At 72.7% G+C, this 12,702-nt stretch carries 11 protein-coding genes; 8 read left to right on the top strand and 3 right to left on the bottom strand.

From position 1 onward, the window contains the following. Nucleotides 1-101 precede the first annotated feature (101 nt). Entirely contained in the window at nt 102-1,004 is a 903-nt protein-coding gene (locus tag EDD90_RS20410) for a BTAD domain-containing putative transcriptional regulator (RefSeq protein WP_185149168.1), read from the bottom strand. A 229-nt stretch (nt 1,005-1,233) separates the two neighbouring features. Between EDD90_RS20410 and EDD90_RS20415 the strand changes: the two genes are divergently transcribed. The 8 genes from EDD90_RS20415 (at nt 1,234) to EDD90_RS20450 (ending at nt 10,212) form a co-directional block, all read left to right on the top strand. Beyond that, nucleotides 1,234-2,844: a phage tail sheath subtilisin-like domain-containing protein gene (locus tag EDD90_RS20415; protein WP_260327958.1), complete on the top strand. Its 1,611-nt coding sequence runs from the start codon at nt 1,234-1,236 to the stop codon at nt 2,842-2,844. A 26-nt stretch (nt 2,845-2,870) separates the two neighbouring features. Further along, nucleotides 2,871-3,398 carry a phage tail protein gene (locus EDD90_RS20420; protein WP_123974405.1) on the top strand — a complete coding sequence of 176 codons (528 nt, stop codon included), beginning with the start codon at nt 2,871-2,873 and terminating at the stop codon, nt 3,396-3,398. 5 nt (nt 3,399-3,403) lie between these two features. After that, nucleotides 3,404-4,129, top strand: coding sequence for a hypothetical protein (locus tag EDD90_RS20425; RefSeq protein WP_123974406.1), 726 nt, complete (start codon nt 3,404-3,406; stop codon nt 4,127-4,129). Nucleotides 4,130-4,905: 776 nt separating this feature from the next. Continuing rightward, nucleotides 4,906-5,412, top strand: a complete 507-nt coding sequence (locus EDD90_RS20430; RefSeq protein WP_123974407.1) for a hypothetical protein — start codon at nt 4,906-4,908, stop codon at nt 5,410-5,412. Then, entirely contained in the window at nt 5,409-6,086 is a 678-nt protein-coding gene (locus tag EDD90_RS20435; protein WP_123974408.1) for a DUF4255 domain-containing protein, read from the top strand. Before EDD90_RS20430 ends, EDD90_RS20435 begins: the two co-directional genes overlap by 4 nt. Nucleotides 6,087-6,093: 7 nt before the next feature. Beyond that, nucleotides 6,094-8,055, top strand: coding sequence for an ATP-binding protein (locus EDD90_RS20440; RefSeq protein WP_123974409.1), 1,962 nt, complete (start codon nt 6,094-6,096; stop codon nt 8,053-8,055). Between the two features lie 16 nt (nt 8,056-8,071). Next, nucleotides 8,072-9,934 carry a hypothetical protein gene (locus EDD90_RS20445; protein ID WP_123974410.1) on the top strand — a complete coding sequence of 621 codons (1,863 nt, stop codon included), beginning with the start codon at nt 8,072-8,074 and terminating at the stop codon, nt 9,932-9,934. Nucleotides 9,935-9,966: 32 nt separating this feature from the next. Then, a complete protein-coding gene (locus tag EDD90_RS20450) occupies nt 9,967-10,212 on the top strand; it encodes a hypothetical protein (RefSeq protein WP_123974411.1) in 246 nt (81 codons plus the stop codon). On the opposite strand, the gene EDD90_RS20455 is transcribed toward EDD90_RS20450, so the two are convergent. Both EDD90_RS20455 and EDD90_RS20460 read right to left on the bottom strand, forming a co-directional pair. Continuing rightward, nucleotides 10,116-10,703 carry a hypothetical protein gene (locus tag EDD90_RS20455; protein WP_123974412.1) on the bottom strand — a complete coding sequence of 196 codons (588 nt, stop codon included), beginning with the start codon at nt 10,701-10,703 and terminating at the stop codon, nt 10,116-10,118. The two genes, EDD90_RS20450 and EDD90_RS20455, sit on opposite strands and share 97 nt — an antisense overlap. A 37-nt stretch (nt 10,704-10,740) precedes the next feature. Further along, nucleotides 10,741-12,684, bottom strand: coding sequence for a DUF6519 domain-containing protein (locus EDD90_RS20460; RefSeq protein WP_123974413.1), 1,944 nt, complete (start codon nt 12,682-12,684; stop codon nt 10,741-10,743). Nucleotides 12,685-12,702 lie beyond the last annotated feature (18 nt).

The following is a 12,702-nucleotide window of genomic DNA, read 5'->3' on the forward strand; positions in this document are numbered from 1 at the left end:
CTCGACGCCGGTCACATCGCCTTGGGGACGCGTCAACTTCGGTCTTGCTCCCGGTCGGGTGGTGGAAGGGGCAGCCGTCTGGAGGCTGCCCCGGCGCGCCGTCAGGGGCGTGTCTGCATGCCGTTCAGGCGGAGACCCGCCGTGGGCAGACCTCTGCCGAGTTCCGCGGGCAACGGGCCTGCTTCACCGGGCCGGCCCCGCACGACGCTGCCGCTCTCACCTCCCCCAGGGTGATCGAACAGCGGTACAGGAGCAGTCGGCGCCGGAGCACCGTACGGGCGGTCGCCGTTCCGCCCCGTCACCAGACCGGTGAGGCGGCCGGAGGGCTCCACGCCGAGTTCGCCGACCAGCAGGGTGCGAAAGCGCTGATACTCGCGGTGTGCCTCGACGAGGTTGCCCTCCGCCAAGTGCACCAGGATGACGGCACGCCGCGCGCTTTCCCGCAGCGGGTCGCCGCGGACGGCCGCGAACGCCATGTCCAGGGCAGCCGCGTACTCTCCGCCCGTGCACAGCACACCGGCGGCTGCCTCCAGCGCGTGCAGGTGGAGTTGACGCAGCCGGTCCCGCTCGAAGACCACCCAGTCCTCGCACCATCCGGGTAATAACTCGCGGATCCGCAGGTTCGGCAGGGCATGGCTCGTGGCGCCGGAGTCGGCCGACCGGCCGGTGACCCGGTGGGCGAACTCGGTCACGTCGGCGCTGATGAAGCTCGCCAGCGCCAGCTGGCGGTGCTCGCCGGCGACCAGTCCCGGAACCACCTGGTTGACCCGCCACACGGTCGTCCGGAGACTGCCGAGCGCACGCTCCTCGGACACCTCCCCCCACAGAGTGCCCGCGACGACCGTTCGCGGCGAGGGCCCCTGGATGGTCAGATAGGCCAGCAACCGCTGGGCGCTGTCGGCCAGATGAATCCGATCATCCCCTATCTCCAGCCGGAAACCGTCGAACAGCTTCAGGTGCCCGGGCCTGGTCATCGCCTGCTTGGGCACGACGCGAGATGCCACTTGCTCCCCCCTCATGCTCCCCCCGCTGAACTTGTTGATATCCACAACAAATGTATGGGTGGGCGCCACCTCAGTACAGGCCGAACGAGGCTCAGGGTGCCGGTGCCACGAATGTGACGGTCCTGTGACGGCGGCGGCCATAGCCTCGTCGCCGGCGAGCCACCGGCCGCCTGACCGTCCGGCCTTCGCGCGCGGCCCATCGCGCCGGCGGCCCGGAGAAGGGAGCACCGTGACCACCAGCACTCCCTACCCCGGCGTCTACGTCCAGGAGGTCGCCGGCGGGGTACGGACCATCACCGGCGTCGCGACCTCCATCACGGCGTTCCTCGGCAGGACCCGCCGCGGCCCGGTGGACCGGGCCACGGTCGTCAACAACTTCGCCGACTACCAGCGGATCTTCGGCGGGCTGTCGACGGACAGCACGGTGAGTTCCGCGGTGCGCGACTTCTTCGCCAACGGCGGCGGTCAGGCTCTGGTGGTCCGGGTGACTCCCGGCACCGTCAAGGCGACCCCTGCCCGTCTCACCCGCCCGGCGGCGACGCCGGGCGGCAAGGACACCGCCGCCGACACCACCGCCGTCGACACCGGCACGGACCTGGTGCTGGTGGCCGCCGAACCCGGTTCGTGGGCCGACCAGTTGACCGCCGCGGTCGTCTACGACAGCACAGTGGACCTGACCGAGGTGGCCACGCGGCTCGGCACGACGGCCGACGAACTGTTCAACCTCGTCGTCACGGACGGCGCCACCGGGCAGCAGGAGACCATCCGCAACGTCACCGTCACCGCCGGCGCCCGGCGGCTGGACCAGGTGCTGCAGGCCGAGTCACGGCTGGTGCGCGTGTCCGACACACCGGGTCTGCCCGAGCAGCGCCCCCGGGAGACGACGGCCGACCAGCCGCTGGCTGTGGCCGAGGCCGACGCCGGCACGGACGGCGGCGATCTGACAGAGGACGACTACACCGCCCCCGCGCTGCAGGCCACCCACGGCGGACTGTACGCCCTGGACCAGGCCGACCTGTTCAACCTGCTGTGCGTACCGCCGCCGGTCGCCGGGGGCGACACCCCGCCGGGCGTCTACCGGGCCGCGCTCGCCTACTGCGTTCGGCGCCGGGCGGTGCTCATCGTCGACCCGCCGGGCGGGATGACCGTGGCGACCGCCGCCACGACTCTGTCCGGCCTCCAGCTCACCGGCTCGGACGCGCGCAACGCGGCGCTGTACTACCCCCGCATCCTCCAGGCCGACCCGGCGGCGGGCGGACGGCTCGGCACATTCCCCGCGTGCGGGGCGATCGCCGGGGTCATCGCCCGTACCGACGCCTCACGCGGAGTGTGGAAGGCTCCCGCCGGACTGGACGCCGCCCTCGCCGGCGCGGCCGATCTCGCGGTCGGCCTCACCGACGCGGAGACCGGCGAGCTCAATCCGCTGGGCGTCAACTGCCTGCGGGCGTTCCCCGGCGCCGGGCTGGTGGTCTGGGGCGCTCGGACGCTGCGCGGTGCGGACCAGCTGGCCGACGAGTACAAGTACCTGCCCGTGCGGCGGCTGGCCCTCCACATCGAGGAGAGCCTGTACCGGGGCACGCAGTGGGCGGTCTTCGAGCCCAACGACGAGCCGCTGTGGGCGCAGATCCGGCTCAACCTCGGGGCGTTCATGCAGGGCCTGTTCCGGCAGGGGGCCTTCCAGGGCACCACCGCCCGCGACGCCTACTTCGTCAAGTGCGACCGCGAGACCACCACGGCGGACGACGTGAACCTCGGGCGCGTCAACATCGTCGTCGGTTTCGCGCCGCTGCGCCCCGCGGAGTTCGTGATCCTGCAGATCCAGCAGATCGCCCAGGCGTAGGCCGCACCGGGCACGAGGAGCAGACCATGGCCCAGTTCAGCGTGAACGCGCAGCGCTTCGATCCGTACAAGAACTTCAAGTTCCGGGTGCGCTGGGACGGCCGCTATGTCGCGGGCGTCAGCAAGGTCGGAGCGCTCAACCGCACCACCGAGGTGGTCACCCACCGGGACGGCGGAGATCCCAGCAGCAGCCGCAAGTCGCCGGGCAGGACCGAGTACCAGGCCATCACGCTGGAGCGGGGCGTCACCCACGACACGGACTTCGAGACATGGGCGAACAAGGTCTGGACGCACGGCTCCGGGCTCGGCTCCGAGGTCTCCCTGCGCGACTTCCGCAAGGACATCGTGATCGAGGTCTACAACGAGGCCGGCCAACTCGCCCTCGCCTACAAGGTGTTCCGCTGCTGGGTCTCGGAGTACCAGGCGCTGCCCGAGCTCGACGCGAACGCCAACGCGGTCGCCATCCAGCACCTCAAGCTGGAGAACGAGGGCTGGGAACGCGACCTCGACGTACCGGAGCCGACCGAGCCCGGCTTCACCCCGCCCGGCGGGTGACGCACATGACGCGGCAGGCAGTGGACACGGCGGACCCGTCGTGGACCCTCGCGGCCTGGGAACGCGGGCTGCGCGAGGACCCGTTGGACCGGGCCGTGACCCTGCTGTCCGCGGTCGCCGGGCTGGGGCGCGAGGACGCCGAACGCACCGAACTGGGCGTGCGGGACGCGATGTTGGCGACGGCGCTGGAGCGGCTCACGGCAGGCACGGCCATCTGGGGCTGCGTACGCTGCGCGAGGTGCGGAGAGCAGCTCGACGTGCCGGTCCATCCGGCGGCGCTGCCCCGCGGGCCGCGGTACGACCCGGCGCGGCCGCTGGAGGTGGAGGTCGCCGGCGTCCGGATCGCCTTCCGGCTGCCCGACACCGGTGACCTGCGGGCGCTGGCCGGCACCGACGATCCGCGGGCCGGCCGGTGGCTGCTGCTCGCGCGCTGTCTGCCGGACGGCGCGGACGGCATCGACGAGGAGGCCGCGGCGCTGATCGAGGCCGCGATGGAGGAGGCCTCGCCGGGCGCCGCGGTGACCCTTGCCGTGGACTGCCCGGTGTGCGCGGCGTCGACCGTCGCGGCCCTGGACCTCCCCGCCCTGCTGTGGGCACAGGTGCAGACCCGGGCCCTGACGCTGCTGCACGAGGTGCACGTGCTGGCCCGCGCCTACGGCTGGACCGAGCCGGACGTGCTCGCCCTCAGCCCGGCGCGCCGCGCCGCCTACCTGGAACTGGCCGCCGGATGAGCGGGCTGCTGACCGGCCTCGTCGAGCGCACCCTCGGGCTCGTGCCCGTGCTGGAGCCGCGGCCGAGATCGCGGTTCGAACCCGTGGCCGAGGACGGTTTCGAGGTCGTCGTGCCCGAACCCGTGGACGGCCTCGTCCTGGCGCGCCAGGACGCACGCCCGCCGGACACCGACGTGGCACCCGAGCATGCCCCACGGCAGGAACGGCGAGCCGAGTTTCCCGCCCCCGGACAGCCGCCGGAGCCGATCGCCCCGACCCGTGAGGCCTCTGACGCCGGCGCGCCCGTAAGCGATATGACGCCGCAGCAGAAGGAGCAGGCCGCCGCGCGGACAGGACACCGGCCAAGCCCGAAGGAGTCCGTCCGTCCGTCGCCTCCGGAGCGGGCCACCGCGCGGCCGGCGTCCCCACGCCGCCCGGACGAGGAGCCCCCAGCCACCGCCCGGCAGACAGGACACCGGCCAGACCGGGAGGAATCTGTCCGGCCGTCGCCTCCAGAGCAGACCTCCGCGCAGCCGCCGTCCCCACGCCGCCCGGACGAGGAGCCCCCAGCCACCGCCCGGCAGACAGGACACCGGCCAGACCGGGAGGAATCTGTCCGGCCGTCGCCTCCGGAGCAGACCTCCGCGCAGCCGCCGCCCCCACGCCGCCCGGACGAGGAGCCCCCAGCCACCGCCCGGCAGACAGGACATCGGCCAGACCCGAAGGAGCCGGTCCGGCCGTCGTCTCCGGTGCGGGCCACCACGGGCCGCGACGTCCCCGAGGAGCCGCCCGCCGCCGTGAGCGGGCGTCCGCGGCCCCGCTTCGCCCACGGGTCCGCCGCGGCCGAAACAGCCCCTCGTACGGAACCGGTCGTCACCAGCCCCGTAACCGCGTCCGGCGCGCCTCTCGGCGAACACGGCCCGCTGATCGCCGGCCGGACGGACGGTGGCGCGGCCGCTCCCCCGGCCGCCGGGGGCACGCACCCGGTCTCCACATCCATGAGCCCCCCAGGAGAGCCGGCCGGCCCGCCGCCGGACCCGGCCGTCGTCCGCGCCGCGCTGCGACAGGCCCTCCCCGCGCCGCGGGCTGGGACGGGCGGTGCCGGGGACCCGGAACGGGCCACCGCGGCGCCCCGCATCACGGTCAACATCGGCCGGGTCGAGCTGCGGACCGTGGCCCGGCCCGCCCCTTCCGGCACCGCCCGGCCCGCCGGCCCCGGACCGCGCCAGGAGCCGGCCGACGGCGCCCGGCCGCTGTCGCTCGCCGACTACCTCGCCGGCCGCGACCAGGGAAGTGGCGCATGAGCAACCACCTCGCCGTCGCGATGGTCACCGCCGTGATCAGCCGGCTGCTGAGCGAGTCGCTGGCGGCGGCCGGACCCGGCGGTGTGGAGAACGCCACCGTGACCACCCTGCGCCCGCAGACCCTCGCGGCAGCGGCGGACGACACCTTGCACGGCATCAACGTCTACCTCTACCGGGTCGTCCCCAACGCGTCCTGGGCGGCGTCCGCGCTGCCGACCCGCCGTGCCGACGGCACCCTGGTGGACCACCCCAGGCAGGCGGTCGACCTGCACTACCTCCTGACCTTCTCGGGCGACGACTCCGCGCTGGAACCGCAGCGGCTGCTCGGGCTCGCGGTCACCACGCTCGCCGCGCATCCGGTGCTCGGCCGCGAACTGGTGCGGTACGTGGTCCAGCAGGCGGCACAGACGGATCCGGCCGGCTGGCAGCAGTACACGGACCTAAACCAGCAGCCGGACGTGGTCCGCACGAGCCTGCTGCCGCTGGACGTGGAGGAGATGAGCAAACTGTGGTCGATGCTCTTCCACAGCCCCTACCGGCTCTCTCTCGCCTACCAGGCGACGGTGGTGCTGCTGGATGCTGCGGAGTCCCCCGCCGCACCGGCGCCCGCGGTGGTCACGCGCGTGGTGACGGTGCAGCCGTCGGCCGCCGCTGCCGCAACCGGCGGAAGCTGAGCGGCCGATGACCGAGCCCGCCGAGCCCACGGACGCCTGGCTGTCGGCCAACCACCGCTATCTGGTCGCGGCCCTGGAGGCCCTGCGCTGCCGGCTCGACGACGACGATGATCCCGCGCCGCTGCGGAAGGCCCAGAGCGCCCGCAACCGGGTGCGGCGTGCCATGACCGAGCCGCCCGCGCTGGACCGGATCGCGGACGGCTTCGGCCTGTCGCCGTTCGAGCGGGACGTGCTGCTGCTGGCCGCGGGCCCCACGCTCGACACGCCGTTCGCGCACGTCTGCGCACAGGCGCAGGGCGACAGTTCGCGTACCTATGCGACCTTCGCCCTGGCCCTGACCAAGCTGCCCGGGGCGCAGTGGAACGCCCTCAGCCCGGCGGGCCCGCTGCGCCGGACACCACTGCTGCGGCTCGCCCATCCCGACATCCCCACGACGAGCGCCCTGTACGTCGAGGAACGGATCCTGCACGCGCTGGCCGGTCTCTCGTACCTCGACCCCGAGCTGGAACCGCACACCGCGCCGCTCGCCGAGCCCGGGGCCCTGTCCCCTGCACTCCAGGAGGCCGCGCGGTCCGTGGCGGCGATCTGGTCGGCCGAAGGGGCGCCGGGGGCGGTGCCGGTGCTGGTGCACGGTCGTCAGCGGGCCGGACTGCGGCATGCCGCGGCTGCGGCCTACCGGTCGGCGGGGCTGCGGTCGGTCTGTCTGCGGGCGGCGGATCTGCCGGCCGACCCGGTGGCGCGGGACCGGCTGGCGCGGCTGTGCGAACGGGAGTCGGTCCTGGCCGGGATCGGCTGGATCATCGATGTGGACGATGCGGTGCCCGAGTGCGGCCGGACGGCGTTGGACCTGGCGGGCCGGCTGGCGGCGCCCGTGGTGGTCACTGCACACGAGCCGTTGGACGGGCCGGGGCCGCGCCGTCCCGTCCGGGTGGCGGTCGGCCGCGCCTCGGCGGACGAACTGCGCACCGTCTGGCGGCAGGCGCTGGGCCCGGCCGCCGCGGGCCTGGACCGCTGGATCGACATGGCCGCCGGTCAGTTCGACCTGGACGCGGACGACGTGGCCTCCGTGGCCGGGCAGGTTCCGGCGGCGGCCGACCCGGACGACACCGGGGCGCGGTTGTGGGACGCCTGCCGCCGCCAGGCCCGGCCCGCCCTGAACGGCCTGGCCGAGCGGATCGAGCCCCGCGCCCGCTGGGAGGACCTGGTGCTGCCGGACGTCCAGCTGCGGGTACTGCGGCAGATCGCCGCCCACGTACGGCACCGGCTCACCGTCTGGGAGGACTGGGGCTTCGCCGCCCGCAGCGGCCGGGGCCTGGGCACCGCCGCGCTGTTCTCCGGGCCCAGCGGCACCGGCAAGACGCTGGCCGCCGAGGTGATCGCGGGCGCGTTACGGCTCGACCTGTACCGCATCGACCTGAGCCAGGTGGTCGACAAGTACATCGGCGAGACGGAGAAGAACCTCAGCCGTGTCTTCGACGCCGCCGAAGCCGGCGGCGCCGTCCTGCTCTTCGACGAGGCCGACGCGCTCTTCGGCAAGCGCAGCGAGGTCCAGGACAGCCACGACCGGCACGCCAACATCGAGGTGGGCCATCTGCTCCAGCGCATCGAGGCCTACCAGGGGCTGGCCGTCCTGACCACCAACCTCAAGGACGCCCTCGACCCGGCGTTCCTGCGCAGGCTGCGCTTCACGGTCCCCTTCCCGTTCCCGGACGCATCAGCCCGCGAGGAGATCTGGCAGCGCGTCTTCCCCGAGCAGACGCCCGCCGAGGGCCTCGACCCGGCGGCCCTGGCCCGGCTGTCCGTCTCCGGCGGCACGATCCGCAACATAGCCCTCGGCGCCGCCTTCCTCGCCGCCGACGCGGGCCGCCCGGTGGGCATGGACCATCTGCTGGCCGCAGCCCGCACCGAGTACGCCAAGTTGGAACGCCCGCTGACCGGTGCGGAGGTGACCGGATGGACGGCGCGGTGAGCGGAGGGGGGCGCTGATGTCCTGGGATCTGAGCAAAAGCCCGAGCAAGTCCGAGTCGGCCATGGTTGCGGTGCGGCGTGTGCTCAAAGCTCGGCGCACCGGGAACCCGCCCGCGCCACGTGACGGCATGGCCTTTGTGGCTCTTAAACCGGCCGCGGGAAAACGCGGACGGGACGACGACGCCTCTGGGCGGGGCAAGAAGGCCCGGGACGAGGAGCCGGAACCCGTCAACAGAGAGAGTCTCCGCGCATGGGCGCAGGGGAGTCTGCAGGTGTCCTGGAACTGGAACACCGGCGTGCTGACCCAGAGTGGCCGGCCACGGCAGCAGTTCAGTTCCGGCGAGGGCACGCATACGGTGGCCTGGACGTCCGTGGACCGGGCGGTGCAGGCCAATCTGAGCGGATCGAAGGACGTCTCCGAGGCGCTCGTCCGGCTGGAGGAAATGGCCGGGCATCTGGCCAAGTCGCCGCTGGCCGGCATCGCGCCGCCGATCGACCAGCAGTTGCGCAAAAAACAGGGAACTGACTACACGGTGAGCGGCGTCGCCGTCGACAACCTGGAGGACAGTCTCGCTTCGGCCAAGGACAAGAAGGACGAGCAGAGCCTGAACGAAGCCATCAAGGACTTCCTGGTGCTGCGCAACACCCTCCCCTTCGCCTCGATCCAGGGACCTGCCCCCGGCGCCGCGGAGGGAACGTACGCACAGCGGCTGACGGAGCGTGAGGCGCTGTTGCAGTCCCGGTTGCAGTCCGGCCGCGTAGCCCGGGCACTTCCGAAACGTACCCAGGCAGAGATCAAATTCGCCACCTGGCGGCTGGTCGACACCGCCGCGCTGTTGGGCGAGCTGACCGACTCGGACGTGACCTACGGATCCGACGTGGCCACCACGACCTTCAGCGCGGTGGTCGCGACCCTCCTGGACGAAATCTCCCGATGGGCTCCCCTGTCGCTGCAAGCGGCGAACTTACTCGTGCCTGGCGCGGGAGCGACGAAAAACGCGGAGGCGGTCGTGGCCTCGCTGGAAAGCTATCTGGGCGAAGAGCTGAGCCAGGCCACCGCCGAGGACAAGAGAGCCGCGGCCCAGTGGCAGCGCGAGACCGGGGGCACTGGGCAGGCGGCTTCCAGGCCCCGTGAGACGGCCAAGGCCTGGCAGGCACGTGCCGACTGGCTCGGCCGTCACAACAAGGCTTTGGAGAAGCAGATCAGGACGCACCTGGAGTGGGTGGGGGTCTACGGGTTCGCGCCGACCCACGTCGTCCGCGGCAAGGAGCCCCTCACGGTGACCGCCGACTTCTCCGGCGGCACCCTGAGAGTGGCGATCTCCGGCAGGCCCCAGTCACCGTACAGCGGCAGCCAAGGCAGTCACATCACCGCCTGGGAGGTGGAGCGGCTCGCCACTGAGAACCGTCTGCAGGACAAGACCCCGGAAGACGTCGCGGAAGAACTCCAGGCCATGTACGACGAGTGCCGGTCGACGCCCAGTGCGAAGCTCGTGAAACGCCTCCCCGAAGATGAGCGGGCTTCCACCGCAACGCTCATGAAGGACGCGCTGGAGGCCCTGGGCGAAGCGATCGAGGATCTTCCGGCAGCGGACGACCTGGCTCCGGTGGTCGTCAAGGCCGTACAGGCTTACCAGGACTACAGGAATGCCCTGCCCTTCGCCACGACCTTCGCCGGAAGCCGCTCGGGGCATGGCGAGGGGACATATCTGAAGAACGCCGGGAAAATGAGCCGCAACGACCTGAGCAAAGCGCTCTTCGACAACGAATCGCTTGAGGACGAGATCGATTACCTGGGCTTGCTGAAATACCGCGAGGCCATCTTCAAGGCCAGGCGTCTGGAGCACCGCACGCAGTTCAACCTGGCCTTCCCGGAGTGATCCGCCGCCACCGGGACCAGAGGGACGACACCGTGACCACCGAAGTGACCGTCGCCATCGACACCCTGGTCGTCGAGGTGGACGAGGCGACCGCGCGCGCCGTCGCCGAGGGCCGTGTCGAGGCCCTGGCGCCGGCGCTGCTGGCCGCGCTGCGCGGTCACCCGGCGTTCACGGACGCCGCTCAGCCGGCGCCCAGCCGGATCACCCACAGTGTGGGCCCGTGCAGGGACGCCGTCGCTCCGAAGGCACCGCCGGTGGCCGCGAACTGCACGGTGTGACTGCCTGCGGTCACCTGGGCGGAGCCGATCGTGGTCGCCGGTACCCACGTCGTGGCTCCTCCCGGAAGGGCCACAAAGCCGACTCCCCACTCCGCTGTGCCTTCCTTGTTGGTGATGGCTCCGTCGACCATGACGTGCAGGATCAGGGGGTGGTTCGGGTCCGTGGTGCTGGCGTGGCCATGGCCGATGAGCAGCAGGGTGGCCGGCGTCTGGAACTGGATCTGCCCGCTGATCATCGTGGCCGTGGACGCGTTGAAGTCGAAACCCCACTGCCCGTTGTCCGGCTTCAGCAATTGCACGCCGAGGGACTGGCTGCTCAGCGCCGGTGCGGTGAGCCCGCCCTGCGCCGTGAGCGGGCCGGTCACCGTGCCGCCCGAGAGGTCGAGCTTGCCGGTCTCGTGCCGCAGTACGGCTGCGGCGATGTCGTTCCAGTCGGCGGACCGCACCGGGTCGCCGGGGGCCTTGTCGGCCAGGTTCTGGTCAAGCGTCATCGCTGTGTCTCCTCATCGGCTCGCCGCCATCGGCAGATCACTGGAAAACTCGCTCGTCGAACGACGAGGCGTCGAACACCGCGCCGTCGGGGGAAAGCTGCACCCAGAACCAGCTGGTGAAGTCGGCGCCGCGCACGTCGTCCACGGTCGGCAGCAGCAGGTCGGTACCGCCGTCCTCGGGCCGGATCCGGCCGAGCGCGAGGCCGTTGAGGACCCGTTCGGGGTCGGCCGCGTGGACCACGGCGCGGCCGCAGACGGTGAGGCGGCAGTAGAGCCGGTCGGCCAGTGCGCCGTCGAGCAGCCGGATCGTCAGCTGTTGCAGCCAGTCGTGGAGCGCGTCGGCCGGCTCCCAGGTCAGCTGCTGTCCGGCGACGGCGGTGCGGCCGGCCAGCGTCACCGGCTGGGTGCCGAGGACCGCGCCGGGAGGCAGGTGCCAGTCGGCGCGGTCGGCGGACGACAGCGGAAACGGCAGGTCCATGGTGACTGTGAGCACCGGACGGCCGGTGGTCACCACCGGGACGGGCGGGCCGTCCAGCGCCACGGCCAGGCCGCCCAGCAGGTCCGCGGGGCTGATCCCGGTGTCGTTGCGCAGCTCCCGGCCGACGCCGGTGAGCCGGACGTCGACGACGTGCAGGCCGGGGGCGAAGGGCGGTGAGGACGCGTCGGGCCGTGTCTCGGCGAGCGGGGTGAACAGCGCCCGGCAGTCGTATGTCCTGGTCCAGACGCCGTCGTTGAGGTCGAGCAGGGCGATGGCGGCGGTGTGGTGCTCGATGCCGTCCGGGGCCTGGAACGCCGGTGTGCCGTCGGGGTCGCGGGGCCATTCCACGGTGCCCGCGAGATCCGGGTCGAGGTCGGTGTCCTCCCAGGCGGCGGTCCTGGCCGGGATCAGCCAGTAGTCGCCGGTGCGGTGCGACGCGCCGTCCTCGAACTCGATCTGTACGCCGTCCTCCAGGTCGACCCATCCGCCGCCGACGGGTACGGCGCCGGGCGAGTCCCAGCGCCGTACGACGACCGGGTCGGCGAGGTCCCCGTCGGCCGGGGCCGGGCCGCTCCACTCCGTCACGCGCAGCGTGGTGCCGTCGGCCGCGTCCAGGCGGCCCAGGAAGCCGTGTTCGCGGCGCCGGGTGCGGGCCAGGTCGCAGACCTCCACCCAGTCGCCCTTGGCGAAGCCGAGCCGTTCGTCGCGGGCGGGGCTGTCGATCGCCAGGGTGGCGGCGGTCGCGTCCGTGGTCAGGCCTACCACCAGGGCGGCCACCGAGCCGTTGTCCCGCGACCACACGAACGACGGGACGTCCTCGCCGCCTCTGTGGATCTCGACCCGGTACAGCTGGTTCTCCAGGCGGCGGTAGCCGGCCGAGGGCGGGATGACGCACGGGGTGGTGGCGGTGGCGTCGGGCTCGGCGCGGGCCCGCAGCCGCCCGGACGGCAGGCTGCTCCGCGGTGCCCAGGGCGCGGCGACGTCGGCGGGCACCGCCTCGGGGCCCGGGGCCGGCTCCAGCCGCACCTGCCAGACGGTACGGCTCCGGGTGCCGGTGTCGGGGCCGCCGAGGGCCACCTCGCGCAGGTCGGGGCGCTCCAGGGCGGTGAGGTGTTCGCGCCACACGTCCAGGTAGGCGACGTAGCGACCGTCGCCGGTGGGCAGCCGGGCACCGGGCAGCTCGGGCTGGGCGGCGAGCGGCACCGGGGCGTCGATCTCGCAGAGCACGCCGTCGACGTAGTAGCGCCCGGCGGACAGCGTCAGGTCCGCGCCGGGAGTGGCGGCCGGGGTGCCGCCGCCGGGAGTGGTGATCGCGAAGCCGGCCGCGTCCTTGGGGCCGCCGTGGACGCCTACGGTGTCCCGGGCGGTGGTCTCGTCCAGGTGCAGCTGGATGTCCAGCTGCTCGTTCCAGTCGGCGTCGAGCGCGACCCGGCCCTGCTGCAGCAGCACGCCGCGGTAGTGGTTGCCGGGACGGAACGTCCGCCGGGTGAAGTCGCCCTTCATCGTTGTACCTCCACCGTC

The sequence above is a fragment of the Streptomyces sp. Ag109_O5-1 genome (genome assembly GCF_003814875.1).
Lineage (GTDB): Bacteria > Actinomycetota > Actinomycetes > Streptomycetales > Streptomycetaceae > Streptomyces > Streptomyces sasae.